This window comes from Listeria immobilis (genome assembly GCF_014322845.1).
Taxonomy (GTDB): Bacteria; Bacillota; Bacilli; order Lactobacillales; family Listeriaceae; genus Listeria; species Listeria immobilis.
On sequence record NZ_JAASUA010000010.1, the window covers coordinates 55,870 to 79,581 of the forward strand.

28 protein-coding genes and 2 riboswitches are annotated in these 23,712 nt (G+C 38.2%); of the genes, 1 reads left to right on the top strand and 27 read right to left on the bottom strand.

Translation table 11 applies throughout. From position 1 onward, the window contains the following. Positions 1–129: 129 nt before the first annotated feature. The 21 genes from HCJ45_RS12020 to pduA (HCJ45_RS12120) form a co-directional block, all read right to left on the bottom strand. Positions 130–1,269 (bottom strand): 1-propanol dehydrogenase PduQ, encoded by a 1,140-nt coding sequence (locus tag HCJ45_RS12020; protein ID WP_187124956.1) that lies wholly within the window; start codon positions 1,267–1,269, stop codon positions 130–132. Positions 1,270–1,652: 383 nt separating this feature from the next. Then, a riboswitch (adenosylcobalamin (AdoCbl) riboswitch) is annotated at positions 1,653–1,802 on the bottom strand. A gap of 55 nt (positions 1,803–1,857) precedes the next feature. Continuing rightward, positions 1,858–2,733 (bottom strand): GHMP family kinase ATP-binding protein, encoded by an 876-nt coding sequence (locus tag HCJ45_RS12025; protein ID WP_187124957.1) that lies wholly within the window; start codon positions 2,731–2,733, stop codon positions 1,858–1,860. Beyond that, positions 2,723–3,808, bottom strand: coding sequence for a threonine-phosphate decarboxylase CobD (cobD, locus tag HCJ45_RS12030; protein ID WP_187124958.1), 1,086 nt, complete (start codon positions 3,806–3,808; stop codon positions 2,723–2,725). Before cobD ends, HCJ45_RS12025 begins: the two co-directional genes overlap by 11 nt. 12 nt (positions 3,809–3,820) lie before the next feature. Beyond that, the gene (locus HCJ45_RS12035; RefSeq protein ID WP_187124959.1) at positions 3,821–5,014 is read right to left on the bottom strand and encodes an acetate/propionate family kinase; all 1,194 of its coding nucleotides are present in this window, start codon (positions 5,012–5,014) and stop codon (positions 3,821–3,823) included. A 67-nt stretch (positions 5,015–5,081) separates the two neighbouring features. After that, positions 5,082–5,786, bottom strand: a complete 705-nt coding sequence (locus HCJ45_RS12040) for an MIP/aquaporin family protein (protein ID WP_185347557.1) — start codon at positions 5,784–5,786, stop codon at positions 5,082–5,084. A 26-nt stretch (positions 5,787–5,812) separates the two neighbouring features. Then, on the bottom strand, positions 5,813–6,931 hold the full coding sequence (locus HCJ45_RS12045; RefSeq protein ID WP_185347555.1) for a 1-propanol dehydrogenase PduQ: 1,119 nt from the start codon (positions 6,929–6,931) through the stop codon (positions 5,813–5,815). Between the two features lie 16 nt (positions 6,932–6,947). After that, entirely contained in the window at positions 6,948–8,351 is a 1,404-nt protein-coding gene (locus tag HCJ45_RS12050; RefSeq protein WP_187124960.1) for an aldehyde dehydrogenase family protein, read from the bottom strand. 6 nt (positions 8,352–8,357) lie between these two features. Further along, positions 8,358–9,353 (bottom strand): cob(I)yrinic acid a,c-diamide adenosyltransferase, encoded by a 996-nt coding sequence (locus HCJ45_RS12055; protein ID WP_187124961.1) that lies wholly within the window; start codon positions 9,351–9,353, stop codon positions 8,358–8,360. A 14-nt stretch (positions 9,354–9,367) separates the two neighbouring features. Further along, on the bottom strand, positions 9,368–9,631 hold the full coding sequence (locus HCJ45_RS12060; RefSeq protein ID WP_185347550.1) for a EutN/CcmL family microcompartment protein: 264 nt from the start codon (positions 9,629–9,631) through the stop codon (positions 9,368–9,370). A 4-nt stretch (positions 9,632–9,635) separates the two neighbouring features. Further along, positions 9,636–10,115 (bottom strand): PduM family microcompartment protein, encoded by a 480-nt coding sequence (gene pduM, locus HCJ45_RS12065; protein WP_187124962.1) that lies wholly within the window; start codon positions 10,113–10,115, stop codon positions 9,636–9,638. Further along, a complete protein-coding gene (eutJ, locus tag HCJ45_RS12070) occupies positions 10,112–10,951 on the bottom strand; it encodes an ethanolamine utilization protein EutJ (RefSeq protein WP_187124963.1) in 840 nt (279 codons plus the stop codon). Before eutJ ends, pduM begins: the two co-directional genes overlap by 4 nt. A gap of 19 nt (positions 10,952–10,970) precedes the next feature. Continuing rightward, on the bottom strand, positions 10,971–11,606 hold the full coding sequence (locus HCJ45_RS12075; protein WP_187124964.1) for a phosphate propanoyltransferase: 636 nt from the start codon (positions 11,604–11,606) through the stop codon (positions 10,971–10,973). A gap of 3 nt (positions 11,607–11,609) precedes the next feature. After that, positions 11,610–11,885, bottom strand: a complete 276-nt coding sequence (pduA, locus tag HCJ45_RS12080; RefSeq protein ID WP_003719364.1) for a propanediol utilization microcompartment protein PduA — start codon at positions 11,883–11,885, stop codon at positions 11,610–11,612. 24 nt (positions 11,886–11,909) lie between these two features. Next, positions 11,910–12,356, bottom strand: coding sequence for a BMC domain-containing protein (locus HCJ45_RS12085; protein WP_187124965.1), 447 nt, complete (start codon positions 12,354–12,356; stop codon positions 11,910–11,912). Between the two features lie 12 nt (positions 12,357–12,368). After that, on the bottom strand, positions 12,369–12,716 hold the full coding sequence (locus HCJ45_RS12090) for a glycerol dehydratase reactivase beta/small subunit family protein (protein ID WP_185347540.1): 348 nt from the start codon (positions 12,714–12,716) through the stop codon (positions 12,369–12,371). Then, positions 12,713–14,539, bottom strand: coding sequence for a diol dehydratase reactivase subunit alpha (locus HCJ45_RS12095; protein ID WP_187124966.1), 1,827 nt, complete (start codon positions 14,537–14,539; stop codon positions 12,713–12,715). The genes HCJ45_RS12090 and HCJ45_RS12095 overlap by 4 nt, the downstream gene beginning before the upstream one ends. 41 nt (positions 14,540–14,580) lie before the next feature. Continuing rightward, a complete protein-coding gene (locus HCJ45_RS12100; protein WP_185347536.1) occupies positions 14,581–15,093 on the bottom strand; it encodes a diol dehydratase small subunit in 513 nt (170 codons plus the stop codon). 16 nt (positions 15,094–15,109) lie between these two features. After that, entirely contained in the window at positions 15,110–15,769 is a 660-nt protein-coding gene (locus HCJ45_RS12105; RefSeq protein ID WP_185398321.1) for a propanediol/glycerol family dehydratase medium subunit, read from the bottom strand. A 37-nt stretch (positions 15,770–15,806) separates the two neighbouring features. Further along, complete coding sequence (locus HCJ45_RS12110) at positions 15,807–17,471, bottom strand: propanediol/glycerol family dehydratase large subunit (protein ID WP_185347532.1); 1,665 nt, start codon at positions 17,469–17,471, stop codon at positions 15,807–15,809. An 18-nt stretch (positions 17,472–17,489) separates the two neighbouring features. Beyond that, positions 17,490–18,293, bottom strand: a complete 804-nt coding sequence (gene pduB / locus HCJ45_RS12115) for a propanediol utilization microcompartment protein PduB (RefSeq protein ID WP_185398322.1) — start codon at positions 18,291–18,293, stop codon at positions 17,490–17,492. Next, positions 18,286–18,573 (bottom strand): propanediol utilization microcompartment protein PduA, encoded by a 288-nt coding sequence (pduA, locus tag HCJ45_RS12120; RefSeq protein ID WP_185347527.1) that lies wholly within the window; start codon positions 18,571–18,573, stop codon positions 18,286–18,288. The genes pduB and pduA (HCJ45_RS12120) overlap by 8 nt, the downstream gene beginning before the upstream one ends. 302 nt (positions 18,574–18,875) lie before the next feature. On the opposite strand from pduA (HCJ45_RS12120), the gene HCJ45_RS12125 reads away from it, so the two are divergent. Next, a complete protein-coding gene (locus HCJ45_RS12125) occupies positions 18,876–19,760 on the top strand; it encodes a PocR ligand-binding domain-containing protein (RefSeq protein ID WP_187124967.1) in 885 nt (294 codons plus the stop codon). 156 nt (positions 19,761–19,916) lie between these two features. Further along, positions 19,917–20,109: riboswitch (cobalamin riboswitch) on the bottom strand. A gap of 64 nt (positions 20,110–20,173) precedes the next feature. Here HCJ45_RS12125 and cobC read toward each other — a convergent pair. The 6 genes from cobC to eutS are packed head-to-tail and all read right to left on the bottom strand — an operon-like array spanning position 20,174 to position 23,614. Then, the gene (gene cobC / locus HCJ45_RS12130; RefSeq protein ID WP_187124968.1) at positions 20,174–20,749 is read right to left on the bottom strand and encodes an alpha-ribazole phosphatase; all 576 of its coding nucleotides are present in this window, start codon (positions 20,747–20,749) and stop codon (positions 20,174–20,176) included. Next, a complete protein-coding gene (gene cobS, locus HCJ45_RS12135; protein ID WP_187124969.1) occupies positions 20,750–21,496 on the bottom strand; it encodes an adenosylcobinamide-GDP ribazoletransferase in 747 nt (248 codons plus the stop codon). Position 21,497: 1 nt separating this feature from the next. After that, positions 21,498–22,055, bottom strand: a complete 558-nt coding sequence (gene cobU / locus HCJ45_RS12140) for a bifunctional adenosylcobinamide kinase/adenosylcobinamide-phosphate guanylyltransferase (RefSeq protein ID WP_187124970.1) — start codon at positions 22,053–22,055, stop codon at positions 21,498–21,500. Beyond that, positions 22,043–22,801, bottom strand: coding sequence for an alpha-ribazole kinase (gene cblS, locus HCJ45_RS12145; protein WP_187124971.1), 759 nt, complete (start codon positions 22,799–22,801; stop codon positions 22,043–22,045). Before cblS ends, cobU begins: the two co-directional genes overlap by 13 nt. Before the next feature lie 25 nt (positions 22,802–22,826). Then, the gene (locus tag HCJ45_RS12150; protein ID WP_185347516.1) at positions 22,827–23,258 is read right to left on the bottom strand and encodes a EutP/PduV family microcompartment system protein; all 432 of its coding nucleotides are present in this window, start codon (positions 23,256–23,258) and stop codon (positions 22,827–22,829) included. Positions 23,259–23,263: 5 nt separating this feature from the next. Beyond that, positions 23,264–23,614 (bottom strand): ethanolamine utilization microcompartment protein EutS, encoded by a 351-nt coding sequence (eutS, locus tag HCJ45_RS12155; RefSeq protein ID WP_185347514.1) that lies wholly within the window; start codon positions 23,612–23,614, stop codon positions 23,264–23,266. Positions 23,615–23,712: the final 98 nt, after the last annotated feature.

Genomic DNA, 23,712 nt, shown 5'->3' on the forward strand with positions numbered 1-23,712 from the left:
ATTTTTGAGGGAGCCCCGTTGCTCTGCTATATTTATTATTCCACACGTCTTTGTGCTCGGTTCTATTATAAGGTAGCATGAAAACGATGTCAATAGGTTATTTATTTCACAACTAGAATTAACTTAAAATTAAGCAAGCATTTTTTCCAAGATAGCACTTACGTCTGTTTCTGTAGGTATTCTCGGATTAGTTGCTGTACACCCGTCATTTAGCGCACCTTCTGCAATTTGTGAGCTATATTCATTTAATTCTGTGCGGCTAATACCACATTCTGCTAAAGTCGTTGGCATATTCAATTTCTTTTGAAGCTGTTTAATCGCATTAATTAAACTCCGCACGCCAAGTCTTGTGTTAGAAGCGGGCATTTTAAGTAATTTCGCAATCGCTGTGTACCGTTCTGCTGCACGGCTGTCTGGATTGTTACCAAAATCACTTGTTAGTCCAGCATTATAGCTAATAACATGCGGTAATAGTAATGTGTTCATACGACCATGTGGAATTTTAAATTTAGCTCCTGCAGTATGTGCAATTCCATGATTTAAACCTAATGAAGTAATATTAAAAGCCATTCCCGCGAGACAAGAAGCATTGTGCATTTTTTCGCGCGCTTCTAAATCATTTCCATCTTTGTAAGCACGTTCTAAATAGGTGAAGACTAGCTGAATTACTTTTTCCGCCATGGCATCTGAATAATCATTGGCTTTAGTTGAAACATAGGCTTCTAGTGCATGTGTAAGTACATCCATTCCTGTATCCGCAGTAATTGCTGGTGGAACTGACTTAACCAAATCCGCATCCAGAATAGCTTCATCTGGTAAAATCGCATCCGTAATAAGTGGATATTTAATGGCTTTTTCTTTATTGGTAATGACAGAAAAACTGGTCACTTCTGAACCTGTTCCACTAGTTGTTGGGATAACGATAAATGGCATTGCGCGTACCGTACCTAGTTTTTGTCCGAAAAATTTCATTGCTTTCGCTGCATCAATCGCTGAACCACCACCAATAGCAATCATTAAATTAGCATCACATTGATTTAAAACTTCAATTCCAGCCACTACATTTTCAATTGGCGGATCTGGGATGATTTCACTAAAAATAGTGTATGTATTGGATGGATCAATTTTTTCTGTAATTGCATTAATCATGCCCGAACTAACCATAAATGGATCTGTTACAATAAAAATTTGTTTGTCTTTAAAATCTAGTAAACGCTCTGTTGCTCCTTGGCCAATATAAAGGTCTGTTTTAAAACTAACTTTTTGCATGAGATTACCTCCTAAATTTTTTAAAACTAAAAAAGAAGCTTTGAGTAGAGAAATTTCCTCTTTCAACTCAAAGCTTCTTTGCTAAGTAAACAGCACGCCTTTGTACTGTAAAATATTTTATTTGTCCACTTTATTAAAAACCAAACGAGTGGAAATGTCAAATCTTTTTTGTTAATAGGCAATGTAGATACGCTCTTTGTATCCCTCTTTTCAACGTTGAAAAGACCATTGCCCACTATAAACTTAAGCGGTGCACATCTTTGTGCGTATGGTGCTTGGTAAATGATAAATCCAGCTCAATTCTCGGCACCAAAACCATTACAGTGGGCTTATTTGCTAAAAAACAAATAAAAAAGCCCCAGTGAGACAACTACACTGGAACCAAGAATTGTACTTGCTTTGCCTCGAAGCAGTACAACCAGTTAAAACAAATAGATAAAAGACCTGACTTAGAGCGTCTAACTCCTTACAGTGGCGGGACCGTGCTGGATTTTCACCAGACTTCCATTATCTATTAGTTTGTATGAGCGAATTCATTTACCACCGTTATTATAGCACAAATACATTGCTATGCAAGAAAATTTTGCTTCAACTACTTATTTGAACTCCGCCAGTCGTCCATTCCCGAAAATAATATCTGCTGTAAAAAGTAGTGATATAGCGCCGTTCTAGTTCAAATAAAATTTCGAGCGGATTGATTTTCTGCTGTTCATAAAATATACCAACAACGGTTCCACTATGAGAAACATTAACACCTGGTAAATCAAGCTGTTCGATAACTTCAAGTATTTCTTTAAAAAAAGGTTTAGCTAAAATAGTTTGATTACATGTTGCGCTAATGGTGGCCGCTTCTCCAAGTAAGGAAATCGAGTGTTGCTCTACTGCTTGTTCAAAAAGCGCGAATCCGTACGCCAACTTCTCCTCATTTTGTAACAATTGCTTTTGATGACTTTCCTGCCTAAAAATGGCTGTTTCGAGAATAGTAAGTGGCTCTAAAACTACCACACCTAACTTTGGTAACCAATTAGTGGAATGAATCGTAGTCCCTTCTAAATGGTCAAATAGTGTGAGAGTTGAAAAAATAGTGCTATCAGTTGGTTCGAGTTGTAGACATAGTTTAGCAATTTCAGTATCTGTTACCGGTTGCTTTAACCAGCTAGCTGTTGCGCCAATTGTAGCAGCAATATCCGCTGTAGAGCTTGCCATTCCTTTAGCGACAGGAATGGTTGATTTTACTTGAAGTGAAACATTTGGTCGCTCATTTTCAGGCACACCAAAATGCTCACAAGTTAGATGAAATGCGCGCCATGCTTTCGTTTCACCTGTACTAGGAGCAACTATTTTATCGGATAAAGTGACTTCGGAAAACCAATTGATTGGATAGGAAATTAATTTTTCGCCACCTTGTATCCAACCCTGCAAAAGCTCGCCACATGAAGCTGGACATTTTGCTTTAACTTCCACTGAAAATCACCTCAAGCGCTTGTAAAAGTTGCTGATTATCGTTGCGGTTTTTGACTGCTACGCGGTAATAACGCTCGGATAAACCACGATAGTTAGCACAACTGCGGATAAAGATTTTTTTAAGTAATAATTCTGTTCGCAAGTCACACTTTTCCTCTAGATGAAAGAAAATGTAATTAACACTTGGTTTATATACCGTTAGTTCTGGAAATTTTTTTAGCCCATCATATAAGTATGCTCGCTCTTTTGAAAGCCAGCGATAAGTTTGCTCTATGTATTTTTCATCATCCAATAAACATTGTCCCGCGATGTCCGCAAACGTATTTATCGACCATGGTTCGCGAATTTGGAGCAATGCCTCCTGAATCATTTGATTTTTGGTTAGTAGATAACCTAGGCGTAACCCAGGTATTGCAAAAAATTTCGTAAAAGCACGAATTATAACTAAATGCGAAAATTCCGCTAAATAATGTACCATCGAAACATGCTCACTTGCTTCTAAAAAATCTATAAAAGCTTCATCAATAATTAGATAAATGTTTCTTTCTTCACATAATTTGGCAATCTGTATCATTTCTTTTTGACTGATTAACTGCCCTGTCGGATTATTAGGATTACAAAGACAAACGGCCTCTAAATCTGCTTCACGTTTAATTATTTCAAATACGGTTTCAAATGCAGCAAAATGGTTTTCTTTGGAAAGTTCGGCATAAATAATTTCCGCACCACAAAATGCACGTTCATATTCCGCAAAAGTAGGCGCAAGTATTAGAACTTTTTGCGCCTGTGTTACTTTTGCTATACCAAAAATTAATTCTGTCGCCCCGTTTCCAGGGATAACATTAGAGATTTCAAGTTGATGAAATGACGCAATACGCGCACGGAGCGCCAAATAATCAGGTTCTGGATACTCAGTTAACATATCCAGATTTTCTGTTATCTTTGTTTTTAAACTAGCGGGAACGCCTAATGGATTAATATTTGCGCTAAAATCAAGCACCATTTCTTTTGTTAATCCATGTTGTTTTGCCAGTTCACCGTAGTTCCCTCCGTGTGCAGCTGTCGTCATTTTCACCAAAAATCGCTCCTATCTTGTCGGTTGTTTCGCATAATTTTCCACATCACGGGCGATCATTAATTCCTCGTTAGTTGGAATGATACAAACTTTTACCGCTTGATTATTTTCGCTAATTATCATATCACCCGCATTATTTTTTGTCACATCACAAGTTACACCAAGATAGCTTAGTTGTTCTGTAACCATCTTACGGATTAATGGAGAATTTTCACCCACACCAGCTGTAAATAGTAGCGCATCACAGCCATTCATTGCTGAAGCATAGGCGCCAATATAATTACAAATTTGACCAGTGAACATTCTAAGTGTTAATAAAGCTCGGGAATTTCCTTCTCCAGCAGCAATTTCAATATCTCTAAAATCACTAGAAATGCCAGATACGCCAAGAACACCAGATTCAGTGGACATCATTTGGACAACTTCATCCAAGCTATAGCCTAGTTCATCCACTAAATACGGTATGATTGTCGCGTCAATTGTACCAGAACGTGTTCCCATCATCAACCCTGCATTGGGCGTGAATCCCATTGACGTATTCACAGATTTCCCACCTTCAATCGCACAAACACTAGCCCCATTGCCTAAATGACAAGAGATGATTTTTAATTTTTCTAAAGGCTTATCAAGAACTTCTGCTGCTTTTCCGGCAACATATTGATGACTTGTCCCATGAAAACCATATTTTCGAATGTGATGTTTCTCATAAAGTGCATAAGGAAGTGCATATAAGAAATTTTCTTCTGGAATTGTTTGGTGAAAAGCGGTATCAAATACAGCTACAGATATAGCATCTGGAAGCAACTCGCGGAATGTTTTAATCCCAATAATATTAGCTGGATTATGCAAAGGAGCAAGACTTGCAACTGACTCAATTCCTTTTACTACTTCATCTGTTACGATACAAGATGAAACAAATTCTTCCCCACCGTGAGCAACACGATGACCGACTCCAGCGATTTCTGAAAGATCTTTTATTACTTGGTGTTTTTTTAGTTGGTCAAGTAAAATTTCTACTGCTTCTCCGTGGTTCTCGATTTTACAAACTTCTTTCATTTTTTCATTTTGAAAGGACATGTTGAATATGGCACCTGGTAATCCAATTCTTTCAATTAAACCCTTCACTATCACTTCTTCTCCCGGCATTTCAAAAATCTGGAATTTCAGTGAAGAACTCCCTGCATTTATCGCCATAATTTTTTGCATAATGATCCGTCCTTTCTAATCTTTAAAGGAGTAAACAACGAATTGGTCGTTTACTCCATTGTTTTTTTTATAGTAAAATGTTATAAAGTCCAATGGCTAGTAAACCACCGATAATTGGTCCTACAATTGGAATCCAAGCATAGCGCCAGTCAGATCCACTTTTATTTGGAACTGGTAATAAGAAGTACGCCAGTCTTGGCCCGAAATCACGTGCTGGGTTGATTGCATAGCCTGTTGTTGGTCCAAAACTCATTCCGATTGCTACTACAAGAAAACCAAGAATAAGCGGGTTTAATCCATCAGTGAAATTATTTGCACCAATCATTAGTAAACCAAAAATAAACGCAAAAGTCGCAATGATTTCACTAATTAAGTTGAATGGTGTATTTCGAATGGCAGGTCCAGTAGAAAAAATACCATGTGTATCAATTTCTTTTGGCGTTGCTTTGAAGTGTGGATAGTAATGTAAAATAACGATGGATGCACCTACAAAAGCACCCGCAATTTGAGCAATAATATAAGGTACTACATCTGCCCAAGGAAAACCTCCGCCTACTGCAAGCGCAATAGTTACTGCAGGATTTAAATGAGCACCACTATATGCTCCTGCTATATAGATCCCAATCATTACTGCGAAGCCCCAACCAAATGTTACAACAACCCAATTGGCACCTTGTGATAAAGATTTATTCAAGTTCAGTCCTGCTAAAAGTCCATTCCCAAACATAATCAAAACCATCGTACCAATAAATTCCGCCAAATATGCTGACATAGTTTATCCTCCTTTTTTATCTTTCTTTAAATAATTTGTTCTAAAATCTCTTTTAGTTCTTGATGCGATGGTGTTGTAGGACTGGTTGGCAAACAAGCATCTTTAAGCGCATTGGTCGCAATTTCATCCATTTTCGCAAATACTTTTTCTTTTGCTACACCCGCCTCTGTTAATGTTCGTGGCATTTGCATATGCTCCATCATTTGACCGATTCGTTCTCGCAATAATCTAACAGCCGTTTCATTTGAGTCAGATCTAGAAGCAATGCTACAAATACGTGCCATTTCTGCATATTTTTGCTCAGTTTCTCGATTTTTAAATGCATTAAAACGAATAACGGCATCTAATAAAATCGCATTGGCTAAACCATGTGGAACATGAAATTGAGCACCTAATTGATGCGCAATGCTATGATTTAAGCCAAGATTAGCGCAATTAAAAGCCATTCCAGCCATTGTGGAAGCATTGTGCATTTTCTCACGGTTAAGTAAATTACGACCATCATCATAACAACTGGTTAAATATCGCAATGTTAGTTGAACACTTTTTTCACCTAGAGCATCTGTGTAATCACTAGCTGCTTTTGAAACATAGGCTTCAATAGCATGAGTTAATACGTCCATTCCTGTATTTGCAGTAATTGCCGGTGGTACAGTGACAACTAATTGCGCATCTAGAATAGCCATATCTGGAATTAATTCATCAAGGAACAATGGATATTTAATTTTCGTAGTCGGATCAGTAATTACTGTTGCGGCTGTTACTTCAGAACCAGTTCCACTCGTTGTAGGAATAGCGATAAATGTTTCAATATTGATTTTTTCTAATCGTTTGGCAAAATAATAAATCCCTTTTGCTGTATCAATGGCGGAACCACCACCAAAAGCAATCATCACTTGTGGCTGAAGTTTACCAGCTTCACTCACCCCACTCGCAACTTTCGAAATGGGAGGATCCGGAACAACATCTGTAAAAATATGCACATTATTAGTTGTATCAAGCTTACCAATTAAACCTTGCAAGCCCTCACCATCTGCTAAAAAACGGTCACAAATTATCCAAACATTTTTATTTTTAATTTCTGTTAAAACTTGTAAACTATTTGTGCCAAAAGCCACTTTTGTCTTGATTTGAAAGCTATTCATTTACTTTTGCCTCCTCTTACCGAATCGAAAAACCATCTGTTAAAACACAACGGCGACGTCTAGCAAAATGACGAGCAGTTGTTGTGCCTTCCCCAGTAGGTGTCGCGATAGTGAAAGTTGCGCTACCTTCTCCACCAAAGCCAAGACCTGCAAACGATGGTCCATTTTTCACGAAAATAGATGTTTGCATATCGCGCGCTGCTTTGTTTAATCTAGAAATATTTTGCGAATGCATGGTTGCTGTATGATGCAATCCTTGCTCTAATTCGATTGCTACTTCTAAAGCTTGATCAAAGTCTTTTACTCTTACAACTGGAACAATTGGCATTAAAAGTTCTACGGTCGCAAATGGATGTGATTTATCTGTTTCAACAATAATTAATCTTGGTGTAAAATCACAAGCTATTCCTGCTTCTTTTAGAATCTCCGTTGCACTTTTTCCGACTAATTTTTTATTGGTAGCTCCTTTTTCAGTAACAGCTACTTTTTCTAATTTTTGAATATCACTTGGATTAGTCACATGTAGTGCGCCATTTTTTTCCATTTGGAATAATAAGAAATCTGTAATACTATCGACTGCTACGACGCTTTTTTCAGCAATACATAAAATATTATGATCAAAAGAAGCTCCTGCTACAATATCCGCTGCGGCTTTTTCAATGTTTGCTGTTTCATCTACTATAGATGGTGGATTTCCAGCGCCTGCTCCAATCACTTTTTTCCCAGATTGCATTGCTTGAAGAACTACTCCTGGTCCACCTGTAATGACAAGTAGTGGGACTTTCGGATGGTTCATCATTTCTTGCGCTGCTTGAATGGAAGGTTTTTCTACTGTAACGACTAAATTATCAATGCCACAACTTTCGCGAACAATTGTATTTAATTTTTCGATTAACCATAAAGAAATATTTTTGGCACCTGGATGTGGGCTATAAAATACAGCATTACCCGCAGCAAGCATCCCAATTGTATTACAAATTAATGTTTCTGTTGGATTCGTACTTGGTGCAACTGCTCCAATAACACCATATGGAGAAAGTTCATAAAGCGTCATGCCATTATCTCCAGTTGCTACTTCTGTATAAAGATCTTCTACTCCTGGGGTTTTTTCAATTGCTAAAGTGTTTTTCAAGATTTTGTCTGCTACATTACCCATACCTGTCTCTGCAACAGCTCGTGTAGCTATATTTTCGATTTCTGGATAAAGTGCTGTGCGAATTGCTTGTACAACATTTCTACGCTCTTCCAGCGATTTTTCTTTAAAACAGTTTTGTGCGATTACTGCCGCTTGAACGGCTTCATCAACCGTGTCAAAAATACCACTTTTTGCTCCTGTTTTTATTGCTGGTTCTTCATTTTGACTGGTTAATTTCTCTAAAAGAACTTTTTTTACCAGTTGTTCAAGTTCTAATGCTTCCATACTGAATTACCCCTTCTCTATCATTGATAATGCTTTTTTGGCAATGCGTATATCTTGCTCCACAGATCCACCACTTATTCCAATTCCACCAATTATCGTTCCATTTGACGTATAAATTGGAACCCCTCCGCCAAACGTTACAATATCTCCGTTCGTCAAAGTTTCTAATTGATAAAGCTCGGCACCTGGCTGAACTGCTTCTGCTAAATTTTCTGTACTTGTTTTCATCGCTACTGCCGAATAGGCTTTTTTTGTTGCAAGTTCCGCACTTACTAGGAGAGCATGCTCCATACGATAATTAAACCTTGAATTACCGTGCGCATCAACTACTGCCAACGTGACTGGAACACCTTCTTCTTCAGAGATAGCACAAACATGACGCATTAATTTTTCACAAAAGGAAAAGGATAGTTCTGTCGTTTTGGACGGTTCTTTTTCAGTTTGCTTTAAGTATCTCTCAACAATTAATTTAGTTGCTTTATCGAGCATTTGTCTAAAATCTTCTTCTCTGGCAAGGATGTATAAGCAATCTGATAAACGATTGACATATTTTAATATTTCCATTCTAACTGGAGTTTGTTCTGCAAAACGAACTAATAATCGTTCCGCGCGTCTTGCTATTGTGCGAGCACTATGTAAAAATGCTCCTGCTGTACTAGAACCTGGTAAAACAAAACTGTCTACTTTGGGTAATTTGGTCGAATAATTGTCGATGATTTTTTCCAAATGACTAATGTCATCTTGTGTGATTATAATTTTGTCATTAAGTGCTGCTTCATTTTCTGTTGCAAGTTCTGCGCAAAGATAAAATAATTGTCGTTCGATATTTCGAAGTAACGTTTTATTTTCAGCAGAAGTTACAAATTTTTCAGCAACACTAATTTCGGCATTTAATTCATCAAAAGAGCCATATGTCTCCACACGATCATCATATTTTTTCACACGACTTCCATCAAATAGCGCAGTAGTGCCTTTATCGCCAGTTTTTGTATAAATACTCATGAGTTTATCACTCCTTACTTATCAAAACTATCAACAATTGCAATAATTGCCGAGTCAATTGCACTATTTGGTTCCATAAAGACACTTCTAGCAGCGTTTCCTCGAGCGACAAGGACATACTCACCAATACCAGCACCAACAGAATCACATGCAACTTCTTCAGAACGAACATTTTCTCCATTTGCATCTACTGGTTGGACAATCATTAATTTTTTCCCAACAAGCGAGTCTTCTTTTTTAGTAGAAACTACACTTCCAGTAATTTTTGCCATGTACATTCCATCACTGCCTTTCCCGCACTGCAATATTATTTTTCACTAAAAATTCATTTGCAAGCGGTGTAATAAGCTGCTTTTTATATTTGCAAAGTGTACTTCCGCTTGGGATTATTGCGCTATCACTATAACAAATAACGCCACCTTCTGAATGAACCAACAGCTCACCCGTAACACTAAAAATTGGAAACGGAATAGACGTGAGCATCTGATAATCAAGCCAAGGTTCCCCGTTATCAAATAGTTCTAGTTCTAGAGAAATCTCATAATCTACTGCTTTTTTTAACCAGCAAGATAAGAGCTCCGAGCGATTTCCACTAAGCAATCGTTCTAGAAAATGCTGGTTTACTTGTGTTAACCGAACTGTTCCGCTTTTCATAAAAATCGCAACTGGATCACGTGGCATTTTCGAAACAGGAATACTAGTTTGGTTAGCTGCTCGCATTTTCAAGCGTTCGACAATGATTTTTACTAATTCTTCTATCATAGATTTCCGCTCCCTGAACTCATTGCAATACCAAGCGGCGTAACATATTGTGGATAATTTGGTTGAAAAACAGGCATTTTCAAATAGCTTTCAAATGTGCCTTTAAATTGGCTATATGCCGAAGCCCCGCCAACAATATAAAGTGGTTCTGAAGGAGATTTTTCGAGATGAACTCGGGTGATTTCTGCCATTTTTTCAACTACAGGGCGCATCACAGAGTAGTGTTCGCTTGAATCTTTTTGTTTTCTTTTATTCTGTTCAGCTTCTTCTACGGTAACTCCATAGTAACCTGCTAAAACAAGTGTCATATGTGTTCCCCCAGTTGGTTCATCAGCGGTATAAATCACTTCCCCATCCTGAAAAACACTAATACCGGTTGTACCACCTCCGACATCCACTACTGCTCCATTGTTTAAACCAAGCACTGCAGCGGCGGCGGTTGGTTCATCAATCGTATAAAGTGCTTCCATTCCTGCACTTTCGATTACGTTAGCAACGACTTTTTTATTATTACCGATTGTGCCGGGTGGGATTGCTCCTGAAGCATGTGTTAGTGTTATCCCGAGGCATTTCTCTGCCCGTTCTTTAAGACGTGTTACCACTTCCACTGACTCGCGGTAATTAACAACCAGTCCATCCCTTACTGCATCAGCAAATTCAAATGCACCAAAAAGTGGCACATCGTCCTCATCTAATACAACAAATACAATGGAGGATGTACCTAAATCGACGCCAACTTTCACATTTGCTTCGTTAGCAATAGATTGTTTTTTGTCTTTATTCATTAATGCCGCAAGTTGTTCCATCCGCTCATTTGCTACTTGTAAAATGTCCATTTCTCCACCTCCTTATTAGTTACGGCTTGATTATTTTTGCAAAAGCATTGCCAGCAATATCTGCCGCATTTGCTTCATCGGTATCAATATGCATTTCTGGAATAAATTGGTTATTTACTCGAATCGTACAATGATGCAAAATGAGGCTACGCATTTCTGAACCAACTTGAACAGAAACTTCATCCCCCTGTTTTACACCATATTCCGTTGCTACACTTTCTGGCAAATGAATATGACGTTTTGCAATAATCGTACCTTTTGATAAAGTAAGTTCGTGTTCTTTTGAAACGAGTTTAATTCCGGGCGTTCCTTCAATATCACCAGAAATACGAATCGGTATTTGCATCCCAAGCATTCTTGCGTCAGTTTTAGAAAGTTCCACCTGCGAAAATTTGCGTAATGGTCCTAAAATTCGGACACGTTTTAATTCGCCCTTATCAGAAACAACCGTTAATGTTTGTTCTGCTGCGAATTCGCCTGGTTGTTTTAGCCATTTCTTCACTTGAATTGGCTCATTTGGGAATAATTGGTTGTAGTCCGATTCTGTAAGATGGATGTGGCGGTTAGAGACTCCAATTGGAATCTCTGTCTCCGCACCATCAAGTTTTGCTGCCACTATTTTTTTAATCAGACTTTTTAATTCTTCTCGTTCCACGGTTTATAGTCCTTTTGGTAACAATGTTTCCACATCATTATGAGGGCGTGGAATAACGTGGATAGATTGAACTTCTCCCACATTACGTGCTGCTGCAGCTCCTGCGTCTGTTGCTGCTTTTACTGCGCCAACATCACCACGAACCATTACTGTTACAAGTCCAGAACCAATTTTTTCATAGCCAACAAGTGATACGTTCGCTGCTTTTACCATTGCGTCAGCTGCTTCAATTGCGCCAACAAGTCCTTTAGTTTCAATCATTCCAAGTGCGTTATTCATTTTATTTCCTCCTTAAAATTGGGTTTATTTTTCTTCGTCAAAATGGATGCAGTCTTGTCTAGGATCCCCTTTTACTCGAGGGCAAGCTGGATCATGACATAAATTGCATGTTGCTTCTGCCATTACTTCTGGTTCAGCTGGTTTTTCTTGTTCTACCGGAGCTAGTTCCTCTTTTTCTGGTTCCGGCGCTACTTCTTCTTTTGGCCAAAACACCGTGAAAATTTCTTCTCCTGGACGAGGAATGACCTTTTTCGCAACAAAGCTATCTGATTGGATGGCTGTTTGCTCTCCTGCTTCTAATGCTGCATTGACCGCTGCGACATCGCCTTCAATTTTCACCGTAATCCAGCCAAAACCTTTTGCTTTTTCGGTGTCAATTAAATCAATATTTGCTACTTTAGCCATAGTATCAGCTACAGTAATTGCGGAAGCCAGTCCTTTAATCTCAATAATACCAATCGCTTGATGCATTCCTTCACCTCCTTATTTAAAAGGTACACCCTTAACAAGCCGCGCCGCATTCATCCCTATATTCCGCTTTTCTTCGGTAGTACTCGCTTCAAAACGGTACTCAGAAAAAAGTGGTTTATCTGGGGGTAAATTACGATAATGAATCACTAAATGATCATTTTTTAGTGTAACTCCGACTAAAAGCGGCGAACTTGCAGAAGCTCGAAATGCTGCCTCTACCTCATCTTTTAAGGGCATAATTTCTAACTCACAAGGAATGCCTTCTTCTTCTATTCCAAACAACACTTGCTTAATACAATCTGGATTCGCATCTGTATCTGCATGAAAATATATCGCTGGTTTACTTAGAACAGGAATCATGCAAGATCGCCTCGCTTATTAGAAAGTATTAACCCAGTTGCTACAGCATTCCTTGGACCTTCTTTTCCGCGAATATTTCCACGACCAGCCACAAGCGAATAATGCGAAAGTGCATCCGTAATTAATTGTGGAATTTCAAAATCAAGTGCAGATCCTCCAACAATTACTACAAATGGAATGTCGCGAATATTTCCAGTTGGGCTAACATATTCAAGTGCGCGGATAGTATTCGTTACAAAAACTCGCTCTTTAGCAGAACGGCGTACTAATTTAATTTTTTCGATTGATACATCTCCCGGAATTGGGATAAAGCCATCTGGTTTTACAATAACTACTTTGGCAAATACGCTTGGAGAAAGTGGGGTATCAAAAAACTGAACCGTGCCATCTTCATGACGTATATGGAAAATACTTTCTACTTTTGCTAGCGGATATTTTTTAATATCTTCTGCTAAATAGCGATCTTCCAAACCAATTTCTGACTGAATAATCATGGTTACCATATCACCAGCACCTGCTAAATGAGTTGCAATCATCTCTCCCTTACCATTAATGATGGAGGCATCCGTCGAACCTGCCCCAAGATCTAAAATGGCTAGAGGTGTATTTGTTCCCGGGGTTGTAAGCGCACCAAGAATTGCTGCTTCGGCTTCTGCGCCTCCGATTTTAACAGCTACTTTTAATTCTTGCTCCATCTCAGAAGCAATCGCAGCCATCTGCAAATGGTCACTTTTTACCATCGAGGCAATACCAACCGCTTGTTCCATCGAAAATTCACCAGCAAGTCCACCTTGAACATCCATAGGGACAAATGTATCAACCGCAAGTAAATCTTGTATAAAAATATCTGCTGGAAGTTTATCTGTTAGTCCAGCCATTGTTTGCCGTACTTTTTCAAGCATCCCACCAATGTTCGTCCCTGGTTCTCCGCTCGCATTATCCAGTTCTGATAAGGACCTAATTGCTTGCATAATTTTGTCGGATCCTTCTGCAACATTTACACGAAGCGTCCGATTCAAAGAGGTGAGCTCAATGTGACCAGCTGGAATAGTGCGTGCTTTTACATCCCCTTCAGGAGTTTTAATTACCACCGCAGAACGATTGCCAATTAAAGCTCGAGCGACTGGAATAATATTTTTTGTTTCATCAGAATTTAAATGAAATACCGTCGCAATACCATATGGATTTGAAATTGTTTCAATGACCTTACCTGGTGCCGCAACTTCAACCGCTGCTAACATATCTACAGGAACTTTATCAATAAAACTAACTTCATCTACTATCGGTATTTTGTGATTTAAGCGATTATGAACAAGGACGCCATCATCCGCTTGAAGAATTGCAGCTGTAATTTGATAACCGCGTTCAGCATAAGCATTTATCGCTAGTGCCGCATCTTCAAAGTCAACTGTTTTTGGAATGATAACAATGTAACTATCCTTATTTGGTTTGGAAGCTAACTCATCCAAAAGAACTGTTATACCGGAACCCATCCCTAGCCCACCAGGTGTTTTGGGATTATGCCCAATCATGGTCGATTCAGTGATGATTGTTTCGGTAATTGTTTCCATCGCTACATCACCAATTACGGGAGTTGCTTCATTAATCCGAATTTCGGCTAAATCAGCAGAAGTTGCACCTACCTGTTTTAAAGCAAGATTTAATGCTTTAAAAATTCCATGAAGATTTTGTTTTGTTCCCTTGATACCAGTCGTTTCCGTAATGGCACTTGCAACAAAAACTGGGTCATCCAAAGAATCATTTTTAGCAAGTGCTACTTCTGTCGTAGAGTTTCCGATATCAATGCCTGCAATATACTTCATTTATTTCACCGCATTTCCTTCGTAATCGAGAGCAAGATGTTTTAGTTATCACCTTTTAATTTTTTACGCTCTTGATAAAGTTCTGCTGCTTCACGTACATAATTTGAACAAATGGTTGCATGATAAACATTTTCTAACTCATCTGCAATGGCAAAAAGTTCTGCTTTGGAAGAACGATAAGGACGCATCGCATTATAAATTTCTAAAATACGCTCATCCGGAACAACCGTTAGTTCTGCTGCACGTTCAAAATTATTAGCAAGTGTCGCACGACCAGCATCTCTTGCTACTTGTGCTTGCATTTTTAATGTTTCGGCAGTTACTCGAACATCTTCTGGTTTAATCGTACCGTCTAAAACATTTTTTAAAGTAATATCATCTAATGATTTTTCGGTGGATGTTTTAACAAGTTCTGGACGTTTTGTTCCAAGTGGGTAATCACGAACTGTAAGCGAATCTCCGCTTACTTTCTGTGAAGTAGTTGTTTTAACCGCACCACTGTTCACTTCTTGCAAAATATCTCTAACCATATTTTCTAAAGCTTCTTGATTCATTTTTTTCACCTCACTATTAGTTTACTTGTAGTTCTACCGCATTTTTCCCTTGAACAACATGTTTCGTTTCTTTGATATGAAGTAACGCCGCTTTTGCTTGGAATTTAGGACGAGCCATTTGATCATTCACCATTGGTACTGGATTAGGTGATTCACCTTTAGCATATTTCGCAGCATTTTTTCCGATTGCACGATATGTTTCAAGTGTAATTAGTGGTGCTTGTGGGAAAAGTTCTAAATTTGAAAGTGGTTGTAAGTCTTTTTGGTGGATTAAAGCTGTTCCACGTGACTGAATTCCGATACAAATACCAGAACCACTTAATTTATCTCCTTCTACTGCCACAAAAGCAACGTCAGAAGAACGGAATACACGAACAACACGTGCCTTTAATCCTTCTTCCTCAATTCCAGCAATTACTTCTCGTAAAATTTGTTTATGTGGGACACCAACAATATTTTTCGTTTGGTATTTTCCAAAAGCTGGCGCAACAGCGATAACCACTTCATCTTTTTGTCTTCCAGGTTCAGCTTCCCCAACTTCTGTTAAAAAGCTTTCTTCTGAAACTGCAGCAACAGGTTTTTCCTTTTGAAAAGAAATTTTATCTTCTTTTAGCTGTAATTCATCTAGCACTTCGGATATAATTCCGCGAAGTACTTTTTCGTTAATTTCAACCATGTCTCTTAGTCCTCCTTTATAAAAAATGGGAAGTAGCTTAGTCTAATTCGTTTGCATCAACCGCAACAGCGATATCTTTTAATTTTTCCCAACGTTCGCCCTCTAAGCGATAACCAGTTCCTGGACCAGCATAATCATTTAAATCATTGACAGAACTAATAACATTCCAATCTTTGTCAATAATTGCAGATGTATGAAGGAAGTCTCCGGATACACGTTGTTTCAACATATTAAGTACGCTTTCGGCAACATCATCATATCCACCAGCAGATAAAGCTTTTACTACATCAAGACCTGTTACACCTCGATCCATCATTTCAGCTGCTGCTTTAATATCTTCTACCATATTACGTTCTGGCATATCTTTGCTTCCACGTGCATATGTTGCTGCTTCTACTTCTTCATCCGTTACTTTTGGAAGACCTAATTGTTCAAAAACAACTTGGATAACACGAGCCGCTTTATTTCTTACTGCAACAACTTCTTCTTCGGTAACTGGGGTTAAACCACCATCTACTTTTAAATCACGTTGTAAAATATTATAATCATCAAAATCATCTGCATCGAAATTGGAACCTGCAAACATATTGTCATAGTTTGGTGTTGCACTATAACCAGAAGAAATATAGTCAGTTCCAGGTAAAAATTGCATTAGTAAACGAGCTGTACGACGAATATCAGAATGCGAGAATGTTTGGTCATTACCAGATGCAACTTCCAGATCAAGCATTACTGCAATTAAATTCTCTGCAAGTACAGCACGAATTCCACTTGGTACTGCTCCTGGAATTCCGATACAACTAATTGATCCATTTTGTAATCCTTGAACGCCAGCTGCTTTTGTAATGAAAATACAGCGAGATTCTAGGTATAACATTGATTTTCCTTCTGCATATCCCATTTGTACTTCCGAACCTGTTCCTGAAGTGAAACGCATTTTCAGCCCACGGGAAGCATAAGCACTAGCTAAAATCCCTTTAGACCAAGGTGTGTCGTCTCCATCTGTGAATACTGGTTCTGTTCCATAAACGGAAATAGTTTCTGCATAACAAGTTAATCCACGCATACCAAGTTCTAACTCAGTTGCTTCTTCTAAAGAACATTGTGTAAGTACGCCGCCACGACCAGTTTGTGACCCAACTAGTAAGCTAAGTGCATTAAATGGTGCATAACGAACTACCGCAACAGTTGTTTCTTGTTCATCAAAACCACGAATTGCTGCTTCTGCTGCATCCGCTGCGATTTGTACTGGGTTATCACGTAAATTAGTTACGTGAGCTTGTGTTGTAGGTGTCCGACGAGAACGCATTTTTTGCATTGACATCATCATTTCTACTACGTTCATTTGTGATACTACTTCTACAATTTTTGCCGGTGTCATCGCAGTTGTAAGTAAAACGATTTTTTCACGTGGTACATTTGGATCACAAAGCATATTGGCAAGCTTCACAGAATCCATTTGCATAACTTCTTCTACACGAGATAAATCAATTCCATATTTAGCGATAAAATGGTCGATTAAGTCAAATTCAGCTAGTTTTTTGCTATCCATTTCGACTACTTTACCATTTTCAATTTTAATGCTAGGTTTTGGATCATTCGGGCTTTCCATTGCTATTAAGCCTTCTTCTATCCATTCCTTTACAAAACCATCTTGATTAACCGGGCGTTTTGCTAATTCTTCAAAGCGTTTTGATTTCATCAGTCGTTACCCTCCGTTCTAAATGTAGGATGGACGATCATTTTTCGGTTCATCCCCTAAAGCTCCAAGTAATTTTTTACCAATTTCACGTGCTGAAACAACTGCTTGACGAACAGCACCAGAATCTCCAGAAATGCATAGAATCACTTCATTAGAGAAACTAGTTCCGTCAGTTGGTGAAGAATAAGCAACTACATCAACATTTGCCGATTTCACTGCTGTATCAGCCATAACTACACCAATACCTGCAGGACCACCGACAATAATGCCGCAAGCTTTACCAACTGGAGATCCAAAAGCTTTTTCTAATGCATGACTCGCACGTGCAGTATATTGAAGTTCAATATGTCCAGCCTCGTTTCCGTATACATCACCGAAAGTTTTATCTAATTCATTAAGCGCAACTTCAACTGCGCGTTTTACGTCAGAAACATCATTTCCACCAAAGATAATTAAAGAACCGTGACCTGCGCCACCTTTTGTATCTCGTGGTAATTCAATTTTTACTACTTCTGTATTTGTTGCTTTTACAGCTTCATCTGCTGCCATAATATGTGGACCTGCACCTGTACGGGCTCCCAAAATACCAATAGAACGGTACGACTTTTCAAGCTTCATTGCTTCTAAAAGTTGACCATCTACATTCGCAATCACTAGGCCGATTGTATCTCCAATCGCTGTTCCTACAAACTCTGTTAATTGAACTGCTTTTTCACTCATTTGACGTGATCCTCCATCCTCTACTAATTTTTCCGGGTCATTTCCAACCGTTTCCATTACCTGTTTTAGAATTTCGTCAATCAGTTTATTCTGCTCACTCATCTGACTTCACCCTCACTGGCAAAATTTCTTCCACATCTGTGTGCGGACGAGGAATAACATGAGTACTCATTACCGTGCCAACGTTTCTTGCTGCTGCAGCCCCAGCTTCTGTTGCTGCTTTTACTGCGCCAACATCCCCGCGAACCATAACAGTTACAAGACCAGACCCGATTTTTTCGTACCCGTTTAATGTTACATTAGCTGATTTAACCATGGCGTCAGCGGCTTCAATGGCGCCAACTAGCCCTTTAGTTTCAACTAAACCTAGTGCTTCTTGCATGGGTGTACCTCCTTTGTAATAATAAGTATTTTACTCTCTCAGTATATGCAATTCAGACTATAAATAGTTGGCACTTCCGGGAATAAAAAAAGAAGACCCAAATCATGTTTTAACACAATTTTGCGCCTTTAAAAAAAATAACGACAAAAACCCATCCACTGATGCACGGTTTCAGTCTCCAACTATAAAATTTATCGTAGCAATATATTGTTATCTTCATGGCAAGAAAATGTAAGCGCATTATAAATATGATATACTTATAGCGACAAATCACGCTAAGTATCGCCGAAAGGGGAATCACTATGTTACTACAGTTCAAAAGCAACGAATTACTTATCGAAAAAGTCATGGATGAATTTTCAGCAGCCACCAGTTTAGCATCGGTTGTAGTTGATATCCATGGTACCGAAGTTTCTAGATTATGTAACTTTACTCCTTTTTGCCAACGCATTCGTTCCAATCCAAAATATCGCTCGTTATGCCAAAAATGTGATATGTTTGGTGGACTCGAAGCTTCCAAAACGGGCCAACCACTTATTTATCGATGCCATGCTGGATTAACAGACTTTTCCGTACCAATCGTTGTTGAAAATCAGCTTAGTGGCTTTTTATTAAGCGGCCAGGTCATTTGTGAGGAAGATAGTCAAGTTGGTAATATTCAAACGGAAGAAACTGACTGGAAAAATGATAAAGAACTCATTTCTGCTTTTCGTTCTGTTCCTGTATTTAGCGCCAAAAAAATCAACTCTTCTGCAAAAATGCTTACTATAATTTCGCAATATTACTTAAAGTCAGAGATGGAAAAAGGTCGCGAGGAACAAAAACAAAAAATCGCTTTTCATCATACAAAAGTCGTGCATCAAGAAGAAAATAAAGAAATTCGTAAAGCTCTGAAATATATTGAGAAAAACCTTAATCGTCCTATTACACTAGACGAAGTTGCCAGTCATGTATTTCTAAGTTCTTATTATTTCAGTAAGCTCTTTAAAAAAGAAATGAATGTGAATTTTATCAATTATGTTAACCAAAAGAAAATGTCTTTAGCAAAAGATATGCTTAAAAATCCGCGTTGGTCTATTGATAATGTTGCAAGAAACTTAGGCTTCACACAAACCAGTTATTTCTGTAAAGTGTTTCGCAAAGAATTCGATATTACACCAAAAGGCTACCGAGAAACATTAAAATAAATAGCTATAAAGTCATATTCTTCTATCAGAATATGGCTTTTTTTCATCCTTAAAAAACAAAAAAACTTTCATCCAAAATCGGATGAGAGTTTACATACATAGCAAATAACATTACTAGGTTTACTCACATACGCTTTTTAGGACCCCGAAAAAGAGCTGTTTCCATCTTATTTGGCGAGTATCCTGACTTGGCTTCATCCAAACATTGAACCTTCCCATACATAAAAATCATGTACAGTGGTTATCTCAATCTTTGTCCACCTTACAGTTGCGGGGGCAGTTTCGGCATCTAACCGAATTCCTCTTTCAGAAATGTTTATCCATTCCACCAACATAAGAACTATTTAATTAGTTACATCTTATCACAAATCCATTATAAAAAGAGCGCTTCCACCTAAAACAACAATATTATACTATTTATTTAAAATTAAAAAACGAGCAGAATCATTGTCCCACAAGGAATAACACCCTTGCTTAAAATCAGCATCCCAATATTGTGTTATTTGCTTTTTTTGCAAAAAGAGCGTGATTAATCGCAAAACACCTAGATGACCGACAATTAAAACCGTATTTAGGTTCTGCCAATTGCTCCATTCAGCCTCTATTTTTTTCATTACACGTTTATAAAAAAGCGAGAAATTTTCTCCGTTTGGAAAATCCGCCGTTTGCCAATCATGACAATATGCCTCCCAAGCTACAGGAAATAACGCATTAATTTCCTGATATGTATGCCCCTCGAAATCCCCAAAATTTAATTCGTTAAGTTCTGAAAAATGAACCACCTTTGTATCGCTCAAAATAGCAGCAGATTCTTTTACTCGTTTTAAATCACTTGTAACAACCAAATCAAACGAGTAGCTAGCCAACTTTTCTTTTAGCTGTTGCATCTGGATTTCCCCTGTATCATTTAGCGATACATCCGTTTGACCGCCATATTGTTTTCTTTTGTTCATTTCTGTTTCACCATGTCTCACTAAAATAAGTTGCATTTAAATCAACCCCCAAAGTAGCACAAGGCAAAATAAACAAACTAATTGTCCCATCTGTCCGCCCGCTCCTAGTGTATCCCCATTCATTCCACCAATTCTTCGGTAAACAAAAGTACGATAACCAATAACAAATAATAGCACACCAACGTATGCAATTAATCCTACATACGAAAAAAACAAGCCTAAAAACATAAGTACCATTATTTGCGATAAAATAATAATCCAAAGTGGAACACCTAAAAAAATGGCACCTAAACCTTCTTTAGATCCAGCATATTTCATATTTCCAAAAAGCAACATTGTTACTCCCTTAGCGACAATCGGTAACACAAAAAACAGCCAGCCAATTTGGCTAACATCAGGAACTGAAATAAATAATGCCGCATACAATAGAAAGTAAAAACTAATAGCAATCACACCATTGGCTCCAACCCGACTATCTTTCATAATTTCTAGCATCCGTTCCTTTTTACGAGAAGAAAAAAGCCCATCTGCAGTATCGGCAAGCGCATCCACATGAAACCCGCCTGTAATAATTATTTCTGCAAAAAGTCCCGTAATAATTGCGACTGGGAGCGGCATAACCAGATCAACTAATGTAAAAACAAGCCAGTTCCAAGCGCCAATTACAACGCCTACTAAAGGAAGTAACACGCTCCCTTTTTTTAAGTTAATCTCCGCCATATTAATTTCGATAGGTATTGGTATTCGCGTAAAAAATTGAATTAATAAAATAAATGTTTTCATGCTATTTCCACCTTTTCGGAATGCCACTTAAAACAAAATAAACTTCATCCGACTGAGCAGCGATTTGTTGGTTTACTCGACCAATTATATCTCTAAAAATCCGTGTCATCTTATTTTCAGGAACGACACCAAGTCCGATTTCATTTGTAACAAAAAGCAACTTCGCATCTGCTTTACTCCCCGCTAACAAAATCTCCAAAACTACGGATTGAATTTCTGCTTCTATTTTATCAGCCAAAGAGTTTGTTAGTTCCTGTTCACCAAGTGCTTGAAAGAACAAATTCGTCACAAGCATCGTCACACAATCCAGTAAAATTACCTCATATTTCTTAGCATGCGCATTTATATATTCCGGAATCCCTTGAAAAGCTTCTAATGTTTCCCAAGTTTTTGGTCTGGATGCTTGATGTTTTTTAATTCTTGCTTGAAATTCCATATCATCTTGAAAAGCGATACCCGTTGCAACATAAAGAACCCGTTCAGAGTTTGATGCCACTTTTTCAGCAAAACTACTTTTTCCACTCCTAGCTCCACCTGTTACAAGGATTATTTCTCCCATGTTGATACCTCATTTCTATGTATAGCTCCTAAACGTTTTGCACTAGGATATTCTTTCAAAAAAGGTGCGGCCAAATCGGCTCTAACTGCAGCTAAAATAACAGAAGCAGGTCCCGCAGTTTTATTCATTTTTTCATCATTTAATATGTCATCCGGAATAAAAACACCATTATTTAGGTGTGCCAACAAGTTCGCTTCATAAGCCATTCCTTTTGATCCAACAGGAACCACTTCCAATACTGCATTATCTTTAATTAGACGTTTTACCAATTGGTAGTCTGGCATTTGATCCATTTTTTGCAATACTTCTGCTCCGACAATTGGTTCTCCAAACGCAAATAAAATCGCAGCTTGATGCACATTAGTTATTTTCAGTGCCGCTCTAGTTGCGAATCCGGTTACAAGCACACCAACACTGGTCGCTGCTACTTCCATATTTTCTTCTGTACTACCATTTAATTCAATATGCGCTAAATTAGCTTTTTTTAATTCATTCTCTAATCCAGCGATAATACGTCTTCCAGTTGGCTCCATTTCAGCACCAACAACATCACTTACCGCTACAACTTCTGCGCCCGTTGCAATCATTTCAAGCAGTGCTACCCGCAATGTTAATTGGCCAGTTAACTCTGGCGCAACTGTTAGACTATCATGCAGTTTCTCGCCAAAGCCAGCACTTATATCACAGCTGGTTAATATACAACCACTTGGTAAATCAATGATAGATAAATCCCTCACTTGCGGCATGGAAAGCACCTCCACCTAATAAAAATTAATCTTCTAAATATGCGCGAAGTTCTTCGATGCCAGTTTCTTCTACTGAGGAGATATAAAATATTTTTTTCGCGCCAGCCAATTTTAATTCTCGTTCTGCTCGCTCAATATCTTTGTCCGATTCCGCTAAATCCACTTTGGTAACAATCCCAATAACCGGTTTAGCAAAAATACTAGCAAACATCGGAGAAAATGTTTGTTTTTTCTCAGTAACACTTTGTAAAATCGCAATAACCGCGGCATCAGCTGCAGTAACTGTTAGCGCACTATAAAGTTGTCTATGTTGCACAAATTCCCCTGGTGTATCTATCATTTCTTGAAAATAGTCCACCGCTTGCGTTTTCTTATATAAAATATCAAAACCATGTAATTTTTGGCATAGTGTTGTTTTTCCACAACCAACTGATCCCATTACCATCATTTTCTTCAAGTGACTCAGCTCCTAGTAAGTTTTGGAATCGAGAAATCTAAAATTTCATGTAAAGAATAAACCACTTGTTGTAGAGCCGATTCCACGGATGAAACATCTCCAGTAAGTACAACCGATCCACTAAAACGGTCAATAAAACCAATTTGAACATCCCCTGATTTAGTGGCGATATCACTGGCAATAATTGCTGCTTCACTTGGAGTTATCGTTAAAATACCAATTGCGCTAGCACCCTCTTCTAGACCTAATTTTATATAAATATCACGGTTAGGATTGGCAATTAAATGCGCAAGTGTCACCTGTTTACCTGGTACGTATTCTTGAATTACACGCTCTTTATTATCATCAAAACTCATTTTCCTCACTCCTTATCTAGACAAACTCTCTCAAAATAATCCTAACATATTAAAACACCACTATTTTGTCAGATTCTACAAAAGGCACGCAACCTCAG

Coding starts and splice junctions, on each gene's coding strand:
- HCJ45_RS12090 (WP_185347540.1), bottom strand. CDS start 12,716: ATGATTCCTGTTCTAAGTAAACCAGCGATATATTTTCATGCAGATACA.
- pduA (WP_185347527.1), bottom strand. CDS start 18,573: ATGCAAGAAGCACTAGGTTTAGTTGAAACTAAAGGGCTAGTTGGCGCC.
- HCJ45_RS12060 (WP_185347550.1), bottom strand. CDS start 9,631: ATGTACATGGCAAAAATTACTGGAAGTGTAGTTTCTACTAAAAAAGAA.
- HCJ45_RS12035 (WP_187124959.1), bottom strand. CDS start 5,014: ATGCAAAAAATTATGGCGATAAATGCAGGGAGTTCTTCACTGAAATTC.
- HCJ45_RS12050 (WP_187124960.1), bottom strand. CDS start 8,351: ATGGAAGCATTAGAACTTGAACAACTGGTAAAAAAAGTTCTTTTAGAG.
- HCJ45_RS12045 (WP_185347555.1), bottom strand. CDS start 6,931: ATGAATAGCTTTCAAATCAAGACAAAAGTGGCTTTTGGCACAAATAGT.
- HCJ45_RS12095 (WP_187124966.1), bottom strand. CDS start 14,539: ATGAAGTATATTGCAGGCATTGATATCGGAAACTCTACGACAGAAGTA.
- pduA (WP_003719364.1), bottom strand. CDS start 11,885: ATGAATAACGCACTTGGAATGATTGAAACTAAAGGACTTGTTGGCGCA.
- HCJ45_RS12020 (WP_187124956.1), bottom strand. CDS start 1,269: ATGCAAAAAGTTAGTTTTAAAACAGACCTTTATATTGGCCAAGGAGCA.
- eutJ (WP_187124963.1), bottom strand. CDS start 10,951: ATGGACATTTTACAAGTAGCAAATGAGCGGATGGAACAACTTGCGGCA.
- pduM (WP_187124962.1), bottom strand. CDS start 10,115: ATGATAGAAGAATTAGTAAAAATCATTGTCGAACGCTTGAAAATGCGA.
- cobS (WP_187124969.1), bottom strand. CDS start 21,496: ATGAAAACATTTATTTTATTAATTCAATTTTTTACGCGAATACCAATA.
- cblS (WP_187124971.1), bottom strand. CDS start 22,801: ATGCCGCAAGTGAGGGATTTATCTATCATTGATTTACCAAGTGGTTGT.
- HCJ45_RS12105 (WP_185398321.1), bottom strand. CDS start 15,769: ATGGTTGAAATTAACGAAAAAGTACTTCGCGGAATTATATCCGAAGTG.
- cobU (WP_187124970.1), bottom strand. CDS start 22,055: ATGGGAGAAATAATCCTTGTAACAGGTGGAGCTAGGAGTGGAAAAAGT.
- HCJ45_RS12110 (WP_185347532.1), bottom strand. CDS start 17,471: ATGAAATCAAAACGCTTTGAAGAATTAGCAAAACGCCCGGTTAATCAA.
- HCJ45_RS12040 (WP_185347557.1), bottom strand. CDS start 5,786: ATGTCAGCATATTTGGCGGAATTTATTGGTACGATGGTTTTGATTATG.
- eutS (WP_185347514.1), bottom strand. CDS start 23,614: ATGAGTTTTGATGATAATAAAGAGCGTGTAATTCAAGAATACGTACCA.
- pduB (WP_185398322.1), bottom strand. CDS start 18,293: ATGAGTGAGCAGAATAAACTGATTGACGAAATTCTAAAACAGGTAATG.
- cobC (WP_187124968.1), bottom strand. CDS start 20,749: ATGCAACTTATTTTAGTGAGACATGGTGAAACAGAAATGAACAAAAGA.
- HCJ45_RS12125 (WP_187124967.1), top strand. CDS start 18,876: ATGTTACTACAGTTCAAAAGCAACGAATTACTTATCGAAAAAGTCATG.
- HCJ45_RS12085 (WP_187124965.1), bottom strand. CDS start 12,356: ATGCATCAAGCGATTGGTATTATTGAGATTAAAGGACTGGCTTCCGCA.
- HCJ45_RS12100 (WP_185347536.1), bottom strand. CDS start 15,093: ATGAATCAAGAAGCTTTAGAAAATATGGTTAGAGATATTTTGCAAGAA.
- HCJ45_RS12055 (WP_187124961.1), bottom strand. CDS start 9,353: ATGAGTATTTATACAAAAACTGGCGATAAAGGCACTACTGCGCTATTT.